Source organism: Kitasatospora sp. NPDC004799 (genome assembly GCF_040609095.1).
In the GTDB taxonomy this organism is placed as follows: domain Bacteria; phylum Actinomycetota; class Actinomycetes; order Streptomycetales; family Streptomycetaceae; genus Kitasatospora.
Map to the genome: position 1 here is coordinate 1 of NZ_JBEXJK010000198.1, position 14849 is coordinate 14849.

At 75.1% G+C, this 14849-nt stretch carries 10 protein-coding genes; 3 read left to right on the forward strand and 7 right to left on the reverse strand.

The window, feature by feature from the left end; all coding sequences use genetic code 11:
• Positions 1 to 160: 160 nt before the first annotated feature.
• The 7 genes from ABZW03_RS23615 to ABZW03_RS23645 form a co-directional block, all read right to left on the reverse strand.
• Positions 161 to 1183, reverse strand: coding sequence for a hypothetical protein (locus ABZW03_RS23615; protein WP_355261623.1), 1023 nt, complete (start codon positions 1181 to 1183; stop codon positions 161 to 163).
• 912 nt (positions 1184 to 2095) lie between these two features.
• Complete coding sequence (locus tag ABZW03_RS23620) at positions 2096 to 3661, reverse strand: polyamine aminopropyltransferase (protein WP_355261650.1); 1566 nt, start codon at positions 3659 to 3661, stop codon at positions 2096 to 2098.
• A 271-nt stretch (positions 3662 to 3932) separates the two neighbouring features.
• The gene (locus ABZW03_RS23625) at positions 3933 to 4463 is read right to left on the reverse strand and encodes a DUF2617 family protein (RefSeq protein WP_355261626.1); all 531 of its coding nucleotides are present in this window, start codon (positions 4461 to 4463) and stop codon (positions 3933 to 3935) included.
• Between the two features lie 500 nt (positions 4464 to 4963).
• Positions 4964 to 6124: a pyridoxal phosphate-dependent aminotransferase gene (locus ABZW03_RS23630; RefSeq protein WP_355261629.1), complete on the reverse strand. Its 1161-nt coding sequence runs from the start codon at positions 6122 to 6124 to the stop codon at positions 4964 to 4966.
• A 124-nt stretch (positions 6125 to 6248) separates the two neighbouring features.
• A complete protein-coding gene (locus tag ABZW03_RS23635; protein ID WP_355261632.1) occupies positions 6249 to 6815 on the reverse strand; it encodes a YbjN domain-containing protein in 567 nt (188 codons plus the stop codon).
• A 351-nt stretch (positions 6816 to 7166) separates the two neighbouring features.
• A complete protein-coding gene (gene clpB / locus ABZW03_RS23640) occupies positions 7167 to 9773 on the reverse strand; it encodes an ATP-dependent chaperone ClpB (RefSeq protein ID WP_355261635.1) in 2607 nt (868 codons plus the stop codon).
• 126 nt (positions 9774 to 9899) lie between these two features.
• Entirely contained in the window at positions 9900 to 10853 is a 954-nt protein-coding gene (locus ABZW03_RS23645; protein WP_355261638.1) for a LysR family transcriptional regulator, read from the reverse strand.
• Positions 10854 to 10923: 70 nt separating this feature from the next.
• Here ABZW03_RS23645 and ABZW03_RS23650 point away from each other — a divergent pair, with 70 nt between their 5' ends.
• From ABZW03_RS23650 to ABZW03_RS23660, 3 genes are all read left to right on the forward strand, one after another.
• Positions 10924 to 12033, forward strand: coding sequence for a TDT family transporter (locus ABZW03_RS23650; protein ID WP_355261641.1), 1110 nt, complete (start codon positions 10924 to 10926; stop codon positions 12031 to 12033).
• Between the two features lie 683 nt (positions 12034 to 12716).
• Positions 12717 to 13703: a LuxR C-terminal-related transcriptional regulator gene (locus ABZW03_RS23655; RefSeq protein ID WP_355261644.1), complete on the forward strand. Its 987-nt coding sequence runs from the start codon at positions 12717 to 12719 to the stop codon at positions 13701 to 13703.
• The gene (locus tag ABZW03_RS23660; protein WP_355261647.1) at positions 13693 to 14727 is read left to right on the forward strand and encodes a helix-turn-helix domain-containing protein; all 1035 of its coding nucleotides are present in this window, start codon (positions 13693 to 13695) and stop codon (positions 14725 to 14727) included. The genes ABZW03_RS23655 and ABZW03_RS23660 overlap by 11 nt, the downstream gene beginning before the upstream one ends.
• Positions 14728 to 14849 lie beyond the last annotated feature (122 nt).

A 14849-nucleotide genomic window follows, 5' to 3' on the forward strand; every position in this document is an offset into this window, starting at 1 on the left:
GGCGGCGTTGGGGTGCGTGCATCGCAAGGCGGAGGAGGGAGCCACTGCGGAGCATTGGCGACCGACGACAACGCGGCGAGGTGCGTGCCCCGGCGGCGCCCCGCAGACGCGAGTGTGAAGACAGGCCCTCGGGCCTGGGCGTCGGCCCGGCGCCCCGGGCTCAGCGTCGGCGCAGCGCCCTGACCAGCACCACCGCACCGCCCAGCAGGGCCACCGAGCCGCCGATCACCCACGGCACCGCGCTGCGGCCGCCGGTGCCCGGCACCACGATGCCGCCGGCCTCGCCGCCCCAGCGGGACGCCGCCCGGGCCCGGGCGCTGCGGGCCGGCAGCGCCGGCGCGTACGGGCCGCGCGGCGGGGCGTGGTCCACCTCCTCGGCGGACCGGCCGACGATGCTGCGGCGCACCGGGCCGGTGAGCGCGGGCTCCTCCTCGTACGCGAAGAGCGGCTCGGCGGGGAGCTCCTCGGCGACGCCGTCCTGCTCGGCGGAGCCGTCCTCGCCCGCTCCCTCGACGTCGTCGTCCTCGTCCTCGTCGTCGGCGGAGCCGATGGGCAGGCCGAAGCGCTCGGCGTCGGCGTCGGAGAAGGCGATCAGGTCGGAGAGGTCGTCGTCCAGGTCGTCGCCGGGCCGGTCCTGGCGGTCCTCGATGAAGACCACACCGGCGTCGGTCCCGGTGGCGGCGGACTCGGCCGGCTCGGCGTCCTCCTGGTCCTGCTCCTGGTCCTGCGGCTGCTCGCCCTCGGGGGCGACCAGCGCGGCGGCGAACCGGTCCAGCAGGCGGCGGCCGGTGGCGTCGAGGGTCTCCTCGTCGAACTCGGTCAGCCGGCCGGTGGCGCTCAGGTCGCCGGTGAAGCGGATCGCCGCGGTGCCGTCCTCGGCGCCGTCCGCGACGCTGACCCGGACGGTGGCGGTCACCTCGCCGCTGCCGCGGGCCTCCTCGCCCTCGGCGAGCACGGTCAGCACGCCCTCCCGGCCCTCGATCAGCGACAGCACGCCCTTGTACGTGATCGTGGAGCCGCCGATCCGCAGCTTGAGCCGGCCGCCGATCTCCTCGGCCGCACCGGCCCCGACCGCGGCCGGCTCGGTGCTCAGCCCCGGCACACTCCGGGCCAGCAGCGCCGGATCCTGCAAGGCCTGCCGCACCAGCTCGGCGGACATCGGGACGACAACCTCATGCTCCATGTCACGGAGCCTACCGACTGGGCCCCGCACGGTCCCTACCCACCACCACCAGATTTTCCCCGCCCCGCCTGTACCCCCCACCACCTACGGAGCCCGGCAGCCCCTCCCGCTCCGCACCGGAAGCCGGCCGGGCGCAGGGCGGCTCGGCCGGTTCCTCGCACTCCTCGTCGCCGCTTCGGGCCGTTCGCGCGGAGAGGCATCGCTCGGCCCCTCGCGCAGGAAGTCGGCCGGTCCGACTTCCTGCGCCGGGGCCTCGCCCGCTCGCCCGGAGTGCCGCCCCTGCACCGGCCCTGCCATGCCCGGCAGCCCGTTCTGCTCGGTCCTCGTTGCTGCCTCGGCCTGCCGCTCCGCACAGGAAGTCGACCAGGCCGACTTCCTGTGCGTGGGCACGGGCCGGGTGCCCTGTGTTGCTCGCAGGAACCCTTCACAACTCCCACGGTGTCCGGCAGCCCGTTGCTCTCCGCCCGGCCGCTGCTTCGGGCCGTTCATGCGGAGAGGCATCGCTCGGCCCCTCGCGCAGGAAGTCGGCCGGTCCGACTTCCTGTGCAGGGCCTCGCCCGCTCGCCGACCGGCCGCCTCCTGGGGTCTCAGCGGGGCCGAGCACGGTGAGGGCGGCGCTGTGCGGTTCCTTGCGTGGAAAGTCGGCCGGGTCGACTTCCTGTGCAGGGGGCTGCCCGCTACCCGGCCGGCCGTCTTGCGGCGGAAGCGGGGCCGAGGAGGGTGAGGGCGGTTCTGCTTCGGGCTGGTCGTTCGGCGGCGGCATCGTTCGGCCCGCGCGCAGGAAGTCGGCCGGATCGACTTCCTGCGCGAGGCCCGGCTTCCGGCTCCGCGACTGGCCGACGTGCGGCCTGAGCGGAGGGCGAGGAGATGAGGCCGTGCCCCGACCGGCCACGGCGGGCCCCCGCCGTGGGCTCAGCGGGGGCCGAGGAGGGTGAGGGCGGCTGGGGGGTGGGTGGGGCGGAGGGCGGTGAGGCGGGTGGTCGTGGTGCGGAGGGTGTCCGGGGTGAGGGCGCGGGGCGGTGGGGCGTCGGGCGCCAGGGTGAGCGGGGGCGGGGTGGCGGCGGCGAGGAGGAAGGTCTCGGCGCCGTCCGGCGGGCCCGGGCGGCACCCGGCGGTGGCGCTGCCGGGGACGGCGTACGGGGCGGTCCGCAGGCCCGTCGTCCGCAGGCCGGACTCGATCTGCCAGAGGCCGTCCAGCCCGTCCGGCCCGTCCAGTCCGCCCGGCCCGCCCGGGTCGCTCCCGGCGCGGACCGCGATCCGGCCGCCGGGGGAGAGCAGCCGGGTGGCGAGGCCGTAGAACTCCTGGGAGTGGAACTTGACCGGCCCGCCGTCGGCCGGCGCCGGCAGGTCGGCGAGCACCACGTCGTACGGCCCGTCCCCGCCGGCGGCGTCCGCGCCGCGCAGCCAGGCCATCGGGTCGGCCGCGGTGGCGCGGACCCGGGGGTCGTCCAGCGCGTGGTCGCCGAGGGCGGCGAGCCCGGGGTCGGTGCGGGCGAGCCGGAGGAGGGCGGGGTCGGCGTCGACCAGCCGGACGGTGCGCACGCCCCGGTGCCGCAGCACCTCCCGCAGGGCGAGCCCGTCGCCGCCGCCGAGCAGCAGGACCCGGGCGTCCGGGCCGGCCGCCATGGCGGGGTGGACCAGGCCTTCGCTGCCCCGGTACTCGTCGGGCCCGCAGACCGCGAGCCGGCCGTCCAGGTAGAGCCGGAGCGGGCCCTCGGCGGGGCCGGTGAGCACGATCTCCTGGGTACGGCTGCGGGTCGCGAAGCGGACCTGGTCGCCGTACAGGGCGTGCCGCGCGGCGCGCTCGACGGCCTCGGAGCCGGCCGCGGCCGCCGCGAGCAGGCCGAGGACCAGCAGGCAGCCGCCCCAGAGCAGCCGTCGTATCCGGGGGGCGGGTTCCTCGCGGAACAGCCAGAGCACCACGGCCCCGCCCGCGACGGCGTTGACGGCGCCGGTGAGCAGGGCGCCGTCGCCCGGGCCGAGCGTGGGCAGGATCAGGAACGGGAAGGCGAGGCCGCCGATCAGCGCGCCCACGTAGTCGGCGGCGAACAGGTCGGCGACGGCCCGCCCGGCGTCCTCGCGCCGGATCCGTTGGATGAGGGTCATCAGCAGCGGGATCTCGGCGCCGATCAGGATGCCGATCAGGCAGGTGAGGCCGACCATGGCGGCCTGGTAGCGGCCGATCCAGGCCCAGCAGGAGTAGAGCGCGAGGACGGAGAGTCCGCCGGTGAGCGCGAGCGCGCACTCGACCAGGGCGAAGGCGGTGGCGGGCCGGCCGGTGAGCCGCTTGGCGAGCAGGGAGCCGAGGCCCATCGCGAACACCATGACGGAGAGCACGACGGAGGTTTGGGTGACCGTGTCCCCGAGCAGGTAGTCGCCGAGCGCCACGAGTTCGAGCTCGTAGACGAGTCCGCAGGCCGCGCAGACGAACGCGGCCAGCAGGACGGTCAGGCGGGCGAGCCGGGGGCGGGAGCGCAGCCGGGAGCGACGGCGGACGGGCAGGAGTGGGGCGGGGCCTTGCCGGGGCCGGAGCGGGGTGCCGTCGTCGAGGTCCACTCGCGGGCGTGCGGGCGGACCGGCCGGATGGTTGATCACGAACAAACGCTAGGGGACGTGCGGGACGGATGGCTGCGCCCATCCGGCGGACAGTGGACGTCGTCGAATTGACGAACCGTTCCTGCGTACGATTCGCAGGACTGTCCCGGGCGGCCTCCGGCCGGATCGGTGCGCCGGTCCGGGCTTCGGGGGGTCATTCCCCGGACACCACCAGCGAGGAGCGGGTGCAGACCAGCTGCCCCTCCTGCGGGTAGGCGTGCCAGGTGCGCCAGAGCAGCCGGTCCGCGCCGCCCTGGGTGACCAGCGCGGTGAAGGCGCTCGGGTCGCCCGGGAAGACCCCGGCCAGGCCCCGCGGGTGCCCCTCGACCAGGGCCAGCAGCTCCTGGGCGCGGGCGGCGAAGTCGTGCGGCGGCAGCAGCTCGATCCGGGCGGCGAACTCGTACTCCCAGCCGCCGATCTGCTTGGCCACCCGGGCCGGCAGCGGGGTGCGGCGGCCGGGCAGACAGGCGACGGTCTCCAGACAGCGGCCGGGGCCCGCGTCGATCACCACCTGGTGGGAGGCGCCCAGCAGGCGCAGCTGGAGGGTGCCGGGCGTGCCCGGGCGGCCGGATCCGTCGAGTCTCAGGTCGCGGACGGCGAGAGCGGGCAGCGGTTCGCCGCCGAGGCACCAGGCGAGGTCACCGGCGCGGGTGTCCGTGTAGGAGGTCTGCAGTGTGGTGAGCATGCTCGGCTCCGCGTTTCAGCTCCGTGCGCGCCCGCCGAGCAGCATCGAGTAGGCCTAGGCGATGGCGAGGCTGTTCGTGGCTGTCCGGCCCTGGGCGCGGCCGACCGTGGAAGGAAGGATTCCGGCTGGAGATTCAGCAGCAGAGAAGCACGAATACGTCGGGTCCGCCGGTGATTTACCCAACTTTGTCAAGCATTCACCGTTTCGAGCACATCTGCTTCCCGGCTCTGATCGAGCCCATGTGCGACTCTGCACAGCGCGCGCCCCTGTCACCGGATCGTGCGCCGTGTGCGCCGGGTGTGCGCTGTCCGGGTGCATCACGCACCGCCGCCCTCCGAACGCGGGGCGCGGAGGTCGGCGGGGGAGTGCCGGAGGGGCGGTCGGAAAGCCACCGTGACACTAAACAGGCGTCCTGATCAAGGGAGTTGATGATCCATCAGCACTGGTGTCGGATCACGGGCATCCCTGTTCGAAGGGCGCGAGAGGGGGCGTGCGGCCGATCACAGGCGCTGCAGGCGGGTCACGGCCTCCTGGAGGACCTCGTCCTTTTTGCAGAAAGTGAAGCGGACCAGGCTACGGCCGGCCTCCGCGTCGTCGTAGAACACCGCGTTCGGGATGGCGACGACGCCGCACCGGCCGGGCAGGGCACGGCAGAACTCGACGCCGTCCTTCTCGCCGAGCGGGGTGATGTCGGTGGTGACGAAGTACGTGCCCTCGGGGGTGAAGGCCCGGAAGCCGGCCGCGGTGAGGCCGTCGACCAGCAGGTCCCGCTTGCGGAGCAGGTCGGCGCGGAGGCTGTCGAAGTAGCCGTCGGGCAGCCGCAGGGCCTCGGCGACGGCGTACTGGAACGGGCCGGCGCTGACGTAGGTGAGGTACTGCTTCGCGGTGCGCACGGCCGAGACCAGGGCCGGGCTCGCGGTGACCCAGCCGACCTTCCAGCCGGTGAAGGAGAAGGTCTTGCCGGCCGAGGAGATGGAGACGGTGCGCTCGCGCATGCCGGGCAGGGCGGCGAGCGGGTGGTGGGTGGCGCCGAAGACGAGGTGCTCGTAGACCTCGTCGGTGACGACCAGCAGGTCGTGCTCGACGGCGAGCGCGGCGACGGCGGCGAGTTCCTCGGCGGTGAGGACGGTGCCGGTGGGGTTGTGCGGGGTGTTGATCAGCAGCAGCCGGGTGCGCGGGGTGATCAGCGCGCGCAGCTCGTCCAGGTCGGGGCGGAAGTCGGGCGCGCGCAGGGTGAGGGGCACGCGGACCGCGCCGGCCATCGCGATGCAGGCCGCGTAGGAGTCGTAGAACGGTTCGAGGGCGATCACCTCGTCGCCGGGCTCCAGCAGGGCCAGCAGGGCGGCGGCGATGGCCTCGGTGGCACCGGCGGTGACCAGCACCTCGGTGTCCGGGTCGTACGAGAGCCCGTGGAAGCGCCGCTGGTGCTCGGCGATCGCGGTGCGCAGCTCCGGGATGCCGGGGCCGGGCGGGTACTGGTTGCCGCGGCCCTCGCGCAGGGCCCGTACGGCCGCCTCGCGGACCTCCTCGGGCCCGTCGGTGTCCGGGAAGCCCTGGCCGAGGTTGATCGAGCCGGTGGCCGTGGCCAGCGCGGACATCTCGGCGAAGACCGTCGTGCCCATCCCGTCCAGTCGGCGGTTCAGCAGTGGCCTGGTACCCATCGGTGGCTCCCTCACGGCTCGTCGTCAGGGCCATCCTGGGACAGCCGGGAGCCGGGGACAAGAACGGCCCGCCAGCGCGTGGAGGCGCCGGCGGGCCGGGACGGGCCGGGGTGGGGCGACGGGATCAGGCCTCGTCGGTGCCCTCGGTGCCCTCGGTGCCCTCGCCGTCCTCGCCCTCGATCTCGTTCTGGAGGCCGAGGCGCTCGACGATCCACTGCTCGAAGCCGACCGAGGCCTGGGTCCAGTTGGCGGTGGTGGTGACGAAGTAGTCCAGGTTGACGCCGGCGCCGATGATCATCTGGGCCTCGCCGATCAGGCGGACCACGCCGTCCTCGTGGGTGTGGGTGTAGACCTTCGGCCAGAGGGTCTCGCGGTTCCACTCGTCGATCAGGTCGAGGATCTCGCCCTTCTTCTCCAGCGGGTACGCGCGGTCGTAGAAGGCGCGCACCGCGAAGAGCTCCTTCTGCTCGCCGCGGAACATGTAGTAGACGCGGAAGCCCTCCCAGGGCGCGGTGAGGTCGCCCTCCTCGTCCACGACGTGCTTGAGCTGCATCTGGTCCAGCAGCTGGGCGACCAGGCTCTGGTCCGGGACGACGATCGGCGGCGGGCCGGCCGGCCGCCCGCCCTGGCCGCCGGGCTGGCCGCCCTGGGGGACGCCGAAGGACGGGATGGACGACGGGTCGATGCTCATGGGGGTCCTCTTCCTCAGTGCACGTGGTGGCCGGCAATGAGAGGCCGCCCTTTCCACCTCCCATCCTGCCTCATTCGGGGCTCCGCTCACAGGGGCACCCGAGGGGTGCGTCGATCTTCGTCGGGTGTTCTCCGGGGCGTCGTCCGGCGCCGTCCGGCACGGTCGAACGGGGGTGGACGGCGCGGCGGTCACGGAGGGTGCGCGGGAGGGGAGGCGGGCCCGGCGCGCCGGTAGGCCCGCGACGGACCGTCCGGAACTGAGGGGGGAACAGGAACGGGCGGGGGGAGCGGAACGGGCCGCCCCCGCCGCCGGAGCGGAGGGAGCGGCCCGTGCGCCGGACGCCCGGCGGCGCTACTTCTCCAGCGGCCCCCGGCCGCGGACGGTGAGGCGGTCGCCCGACTCGTCCAGCTCGACCACGACGGTGTCCCCGTCGTGCACCGCGCCGGACAGGATCGCCCGGGCCAGCTGGTCGCCGATCGCGGACTGCACCAGCCGGCGCAGCGGCCGGGCGCCGTACGCCGGGTCGTAGCCGGTGAGCGCCAGCCAGTCGCGGGCGGCCTCGGAGACCTCCAGGGTGAGCCGCCGCTCCCGCAGCCGCTCGCCCAGCCGGGCCACCTGGAGGTCGACGATCCGGCTCAGCTCGCCGGTGCCCAGCGGCTCGAAGACCACGATGTCGTCCAGCCGGTTGAGGAACTCCGGCTTGAACGCGGCCCGGACGGCGCCCAGCACCAGCTCCCGCTTCTCCGCCTCCGGGGTGGCCGGGTCCACGAGGTACTGGCTGCCCAGGTTGGAGGTGAGGATCAGGATGGCGTTGCGGAAGTCCACCGTGCGGCCCTGGCCGTCGGTGAGCCGCCCGTCGTCCAGCACCTGGAGCAGGACGTCGAAGACCTCCGGGTGCGCCTTCTCCACCTCGTCCAGCAGCACCACGCTGTACGGGCGGCGGCGGACCGCCTCGGTGAGCTGGCCGCCCTCCTCGTAGCCGACGTACCCGGGCGGGGCGCCGACCAGTCGGGAGACCGAGTGCTTCTCGCCGTACTCGCTCATGTCGATCCGGACCATCGCCCGCTCGTCGTCGAACAGGAAGTCGGCCAGGGCCTTGGCGAGTTCGGTCTTGCCGACGCCGGTCGGGCCGAGGAAGAGGAAGGAGCCGGTCGGGCGGTCCGGGTCGGCGATGCCGGAGCGGGTGCGCCGCACCGCGTCCGAGACGGCCTGCACGGCCTCCCGCTGGCCGATCAGGCGTCGGCCCAACTCGTCCTCCATGCGCAGGAGTTTGGCGCTCTCGCCCTCCAGCAGCCGGCCCGCCGGGATGCCCGTCCAGGAGGCGACCACGTCGGCCACGTCGTCCGGGCCGACCTCCTCCTTGACCATCGAGGCGGAGGTGTCCTCGCCCGCCGCCCGCTCCTGGGCGTCGGTGAGCTCCTTCTCGGCGGCCGGGATCTCGGCGTACATCAGCTTGGACGCCCGCTCGAAGTCACCGTCGCGCTGGGCGCGTTCGAGCGCGCCGTGCAGGTCGTCCAGCCGCTCCTTGAGCTCGCCGACCCGGTTGAGGCTCTTCTTCTCCTGCTCCCAGCGCGCCGTCAGCACGCTCAACTGCTCGTTCTTGTCGGCGAGATCGCGCCGCAGCCGGGCCAGCCGGTCCACCGAGGCCGGGTCCGACTCCTTGTCCAGGGCCAGCTCCTCCATCCGCAACCGGTCCACGGCGCGCTGGAGTTCGTCGATCTCGACCGGGGAGGAGTCGATCTCCATCCGCAGCCGGGAGGCCGCCTCGTCGACCAGGTCGATCGCCTTGTCGGGCAGGAAGCGGGAGGTGATGTAGCGGTTGGACAGGGTGGCCGCGGCGACCAGGGCGGCGTCCGAGATCTGCACCTTGTGGTGCGCCTCGTACCGGCCCTTGAGGCCGCGCAGGATGGCGATCGAGTCCTCCACGCTGGGCTCGCCGACCAGCACCTGCTGGAAGCGGCGCTCCAGGGCCGGGTCCTTCTCGATCCGCTCGCGGTACTCGTCCAGCGTGGTGGCGCCGACCATCCGCAGCTCGCCGCGGGCCAGCATCGGCTTGAGCATGTTGCCCGCGTCCATCGCGGAGTCGCCGCCGGCGCCCGCGCCGACCATGGTGTGCAGCTCGTCGATGAAGGTGACGACCTGGCCGTCGGAGGCCTTGATGTCGTTCAGGACGGCCTTCAGCCGCTCCTCGAACTCGCCGCGGAACTTGGCGCCCGCGACCATCGCGCCGAGGTCCAGCGCGACCAGCCGCTTGCCGCGCAGCGACTCCGGCACGTCGCCGGCCACGATGCGCTGGGCCAGGCCCTCGACCACGGCGGTCTTGCCGACACCGGGCTCGCCGATCAGCACCGGGTTGTTCTTGGTCCGGCGGGAGAGCACCTGGACCACCCGGCGGATCTCGTGGTCGCGGCCGATCACCGGGTCGAGCTTGCCGTCCCGGGCGGCCTGGGTGAGGTCGGTGCCGTACTTCTCCAGCGCCTTGTAGGTGCCCTCCGGGTCCGGCGAGGTGGCCCGGCCGCTGCCGCGGACGTCCTTGAACGCGGCCAGCAGCGCCTTCGGCGTGGCGCCCTGCTGCACCAGCAGCTCGGCCACCTGCCCGCCCTCGGCGGCCAGGCCGACCATCAGGTGCTCGGTGGAGACGTACTGGTCGTCCAGGTCGTTCGCGCGCCGGCCGGCCTCGGTGAGCACCGCGACGGTGTCCCGGGCGAGCTGCGGCGCGGCGACCGTCGAACCCATCGCGCTGGGCAGCGCGGCCGCCTGGCGGCGGGCCTCGGTGTCGATCCGGGCGACGTCGGCCCCGACCGCCTCCAGCAGGGGCCGGGCGATGCCCTCGGGCTGCTCCAGCAGGGCGATCAGGATGTGCACCGGCCTGACGTCCGGGTTGCCGGCCGTGCCTGCCTGCCGGATCGCGGCGGACAGGGCGTCCTGCGTCTTGGTGGTGAACTTGCTGGCGTCCACTGCTGGGGGGCCTCCCTCGTCGTCCTTCACTGCTGCCGGGTACCGCGTACCACCGCACACGGCCGAGTGCCTGGAGCCTCGACCGCACTGCTACGTACAGCATGCACTAAGTTGAGTCTATTCCGCTCAACCTTTTTCGATCCGGCCTCCGCCCCGGTGTCCCGGCGGGCGCCCGCCGGAGAGCCTGGTCAGCCCGAGCAGCTCCCGGGCCGGGCCGCTCGGCCGCTGCCCGGCCGGCCAGACCGCGCGCAGCGGCCGCCGCAGGTCCAGCTCCTCCGCCAGCGGCACCTCGACCAGCCGCCGGGTGGCCAGCTCCTCCCGCACCGCCAGCTCGCTCAGGCAGACCGGCCCCGCCCCGGTCATCGCCGCGGCCTTCAGCGCGGTGGACGAGGCCAGCTCCATCCGGGGCCGGGCCGGGCCCCCGTACGGCCGCAGGGCCGCCTCCAGCACCTCCCGGGTGCCCGAGCCGGGCTCACGCAGCACCAGCGGGACGGCCGCCAGCTCGGCCCCGGTCAGCGGGGCGCGGCGGCGCGTCCACGGGTGGCCGGGCGCCACCACGACCACCAGCCGGTCGGCTGCCACCACCGTGCCGGCCAGCCCGGGCGGGGTGGCCGGGCCCTCGACGAAGCCGAGGTCGGCGTCCCCGGCCAGGACGTGCCCGGCGACCTCCGCCGAGTTCGCCGTCCGCAGCGTCACCGCCGTCCCCGGGCTGGCCTCGGCCAGGCCGAGCAGCCAGCCGGGCATCAGGTACTCGGCGACGGTCAGGCTGGCCACCACCCGCAGCTTGGCGTCCCGCCGCTCGCGCAGCGCGTCGATCCCGGCGTCCAGCGCCTGCGCCGCCTCCACCACCTGCCGGGCCCACTCGACCACCAGCCGGCCCGCCTCGGTCGGCCGGCTGCCCCGGGGCGAGCGGTCCAGCAGCGGGACGCCGATCTGCCGCTCCATGCCCTTGATCCGGGCGCTGGCGGTCGGCTGGCTGACGCCCAGCTCGGCCGCCGCCCGTCCGACGCTGCCCAGCCGGGCCACCGCGAGCAGCAGTTCCAGGGCGCCGAGTTCGGGGACGTGCGGGGAGAGGGCCATAGGTTCAGGCTATGCCCCCATAGAAGCCCCGGCGCTACCGGCCGCCGGGCGTCCGGGCGACGGTGGGGGCATGTCCACTCTGGCCGGAATCCGCCCCCTCGCCCGCCCCGCCGTCCGCCCCCGGTTCGACCTGGCCCAGCTCGGCCCCAACTGGTACGCCGCCGTGATGGGCACCGCGATCCTGGCGAACGGCGCCGCCGTCCTGCCGGTGCGGCCGCCCGGGCTGACCGGCTTCGGCGAGGTGATGTGGGCGCTCGCGCTGGCCGCGCTGCTGGTGCTGGCCGGTGCCCGGCTGGTCCACCTGACCAGGCACCGCGAGGCGGCCCGCGCCCAGCTGCTGGACAACCCGGCCACCGCGGTCTTCTACGGCTGCCCGCCGATGGCGCTGCTGGCGGTCGGGCTGGCCACCCTGCTGCTCGGCTCCCAGGTGATCGGCACCGGCCCGGCCGTCGCCCTGGACGCGGTGCTGTGGAGCCTCGGCACCCTGTACGCGCTGGCGGTGGCCGGCGGCATCCCGTACCTGATGATCACCCGGCACCCGCTCTCCGCCCTGGAGGCCAACCCGACCTGGCTGCTGCCGGTGGTCGCCCCGCTGGTCGCCTCCGCCTGCGGCCCCGCGCTCGTCCCGCACCTGCCGTCCGGGACGGCCCAGCAGGCCATGCTGTACGGCTGCTGGGCGCTGTTCGGGGTCGGCCTGCTGGCCACCCTGGTGCTGCTGCCGGTGGTGTTCACCGGACTGCTGCACAGCAAGCTGCCCGCCCTGGCGCTCACCCCCTCGCTGTTCCTGGTGCTCGGCCCGCTCGGCCAGTCCGTCACCGCGGTCCACCAGCTCGCCGACGCCGCCCGGCCGGTGCTGCCCGCGCTCGCGCCCGCCATGGTCGACCTCGCCGAGCTGTACGGCGTGGCGGTGATCGGCGTCGCGATGCTCTGGCTGGCCGTCGCGCTCACCGCCAACCTGCGCGCCCGGCGGGCCGGGATGCCGTTCGCGATGACCTGGTGGGCGTACACCTTCCCGGTCGGCACCTGCGTCACCGGCGCCTCCGCGCTCGCCCGGCACACCGGCTTCGGGGGCTTCAGCGGGCTGGCCGTCGGCCTGTACCTGCTGCTGGCGTGCGCCTGGGTGCTCGCCGCGGGCGGCACCGCGGCCGGGCTGGCGCGGCGGCGGCTGCTGGCCCGCTGAGGTGGCTGCTGGCCCGCTGAGGCGGCGGGTGGACTCGGCCCCGTACGCACGGACGGGAGGTTCGGGAGCACGCCGCGGCTGCGGGAACGCGCAGGTCCGGGGCGGCCGGGCGGCGCCGGCCGGCGGCGGCGCCGACACCCGCCCCCCGCCCCGGTGTTCACCGGAATCCGCCCCACCGCCCGGACCGCCGCACCCGCGCCGGGGTGCAGATAGCTGCAATTGCGCGAACCTGCACTCGGGCGGCACTTGTTCACCGGCCGTCACACTGTGAGGGTGGAGACACGTCAAGTCGTCCAGGCACCGCAGCCTGATGATGGCGACCGGCTCTTCGCGAGGACCGCGGGTGCGACAACCCGCACCGGCGGTACGGGGGAGTGAAGAGCCCGGCCGGGGACCATGTGTGGTGATGGCCCCCGACCGGACCCGTCGAGGCGTTGCTGCTCCGCCTCGACGGGAGCGCCTCGGCACTGGCGTACCGACGGCGGCCCCCGGACGACCGGTGTGCGACGGCACCCGGCCCCGGGGGCCCGCCGTCCCACCCGGTACCGTGACCGCCTGGTCCGTGATCACGCCGTACCGGCCCACCGGTGCCGCGGGCCCGCCCGGCCCACCGGTGCCGCGGCCCGCGCGGCGGGGAACACGGGCAGCGCCAGGGGAGATGCGTCCGGCAGGGAGAGTGCGACGTGACGGCGGAACCAGCGGTCACACCGCACCACGGTCCGGTGGGCGAGGAGCCCGACGAGGCCGCGCGGCAGCTCTACCTGGCCGTCATCGCCGCGGGCGGCCGCGTCCCCACCGCGGAGGTCGCCGACGTCGACCGGGACGCGCTGCGACAGCTCATCGACATCGGCCTGTTGATGGTCAACCGGATGGACCGCTGCTACACCGCGGTCAGTCCGCGCTCGGTCAGCGACCGCCTGGGCGCCGAACTGCGCAGCGAGGCCACCCGGTTGCTGGTCCGCGCGGAGAACCTCCCGGGCGCCCTGGACGGCCTCACCCGGGCCTACGACACGATGCCCCGCCCGACCGACCGGGCCGGCGGCGCCGTCCACGTCGAGGGGCACGTCCACATCCGCCAGCGGATCTCCCAACTGGCCTCCGACTGCCGCTCCGAGGTGCTCACCGCGCAGCCCGGCCACCGGCCCGCCGACACCCTCCAGGTCGCCCTGCTCCAGGACGTCCAACTGCTCCAGCGCGGCTGCTCGCTGCGCACCATCTACCAGCCGGTCGCCCTCGCCGACCCGCCCGTCCTCGCCTACGCCGAGGAGGTCACCCGGCACGGCTCGCTGATCCGCGTGCTCGACGAGCCCTTCCAGCGGCTGATCGTCTTCGACCGGTCCGTCGCCGTGATCTCCGCCAACGACGACAACAGCACCGCCGCCTTCATCACCGACCCGGCGACCATCACCTACCTGGTCGGCACCTTCGAACGCGACTGGGCGCGGGCCGACACCGCCGGGTCGGCGGCCGGCCAGGCGCCCGCCCGCACCGTCCCCGACCGGGTCGGCCGGCTGCTCGCCCGCGGCCTCACCCAGCGCGCCGTCGCCACCCGGCTGGGTCTGAGCGAGCGCACCGTCGCCGCCCACATCTCCCGGCTGCGCGACCGCTACGGCGCGCAGACCCTCTTCCAGCTCGGCTGGCTGATGCGGGGCGCCCGCGATGACCGATGAGCCGGGGCCGGCGGAGCGGGCCCTCTACCTGACCGCCGTCCGGCGCGGCGGCCGGCTGCGCCCCGAGGACCTCGCCCCCGCGGACCGGCCCACCCTGGCCGCCCTGGTCGCCCGCGGCCTGCTCACCCCCACCGCCACCGGCTGGACCGCCGCCAGCCCGCGCGCCCTCGGCGACCGGATCGGCCTCGAACTGCGCACCCGTGCCGTCCGGTTGCTGCGGTACGCCGAGCGGCTCCCGGGCGCCCTCGCGCCGCTGGCCCACGCCTACGACGAGGCCCGCCGCCCGGTCGCGGGGCCGCCGTCCGGTGGTGACCCGGTCGGCGGGCCCTCGGCTGTCGGGCCCTCGGCCGTCGGTCCGTCGGCTGTCGGCCCGTCGGTCGTCGGTCCCGGGAGCATCGGCTGCGGGGCCGGCCGTGTCGACGACGTCGCCGAGGTCCGCCGCCGGGTCGGCGACCTGGTCGCGGAGTGCCGGGAGGAGGTCCTGGCCGCCCAGCCCGGACCGCGTCCGCCCGAGGGCCTCCGGACGGCCCTCGCCCAGGACCTCTCGCTGCTGCGCCGCGGCTGCTCGCTGCGCGCCGTCTACCAGCCGGTCGCCCTCGCCGACGCCGCCGTGCGGGACCAGGTGGCGCTGCGCACCGGGCGGGGCGCCCAGGTCCGGGTGCTGGCCGAACCGTACGAGCGGATGCTGGTCTTCGACCGCGCGGTGGCCGTCATCCCCGCCGCCGGGGACCGCGGTCGGGCCGTCTTCCTCACCGACCCCACCACCGTGGCGTACCTGGTCGCCCAGTTCGAACGCGACTGGGCCCGCGGCGCACCCGCCGCCCGCCACCTCGACCCGCCCTCGGCCACCACCGTCCGGATCGGCCGGCTGCTCGCCCGGGGCCTCACCCAACGGGCCGTCGCCACCCGGCTGGGCGTGAGCGAGCGCACCGTCGCCGCCCACATCTCCCGGCTGCGCGACCGCTACGGCGCGCAGACCCTCTTCCACCTCGGCTGGCAGCTGCGGGGCGAGCACCGTGACTGACGCGCCCGCCGGCACCATGCCCGCGGCCGCTCCGCGCGTCGGCGGCCGGTGCAACTCGGGCCGCCGGCCCAGCAGTTGCGGGGAAGCGACGGACAGCACGGTCGGCCACCGAGCGGAGCGGC

What these genes read in the sequence shown, in the direction of transcription:
- ABZW03_RS23615 (WP_355261623.1), bottom strand. Translation starts at nt 1,183, where the DNA reads ATGGAGCATGAGGTTGTCGTCCCGATGTCCGCCGAGCTGGTGCGGCAG.
- ABZW03_RS23625 (WP_355261626.1), bottom strand. Translation starts at nt 4,463, where the DNA reads ATGCTCACCACACTGCAGACCTCCTACACGGACACCCGCGCCGGTGAC.
- ABZW03_RS23630 (WP_355261629.1), bottom strand. Translation starts at nt 6,124, where the DNA reads ATGGGTACCAGGCCACTGCTGAACCGCCGACTGGACGGGATGGGCACG.
- ABZW03_RS23635 (WP_355261632.1), bottom strand. Translation starts at nt 6,815, where the DNA reads ATGAGCATCGACCCGTCGTCCATCCCGTCCTTCGGCGTCCCCCAGGGC.
- ABZW03_RS23645 (WP_355261638.1), bottom strand. Translation starts at nt 10,853, where the DNA reads ATGGCCCTCTCCCCGCACGTCCCCGAACTCGGCGCCCTGGAACTGCTG.
- ABZW03_RS23650 (WP_355261641.1), top strand. Translation starts at nt 10,924, where the DNA reads ATGTCCACTCTGGCCGGAATCCGCCCCCTCGCCCGCCCCGCCGTCCGC.
- ABZW03_RS23660 (WP_355261647.1), top strand. Translation starts at nt 13,693, where the DNA reads ATGACCGATGAGCCGGGGCCGGCGGAGCGGGCCCTCTACCTGACCGCC.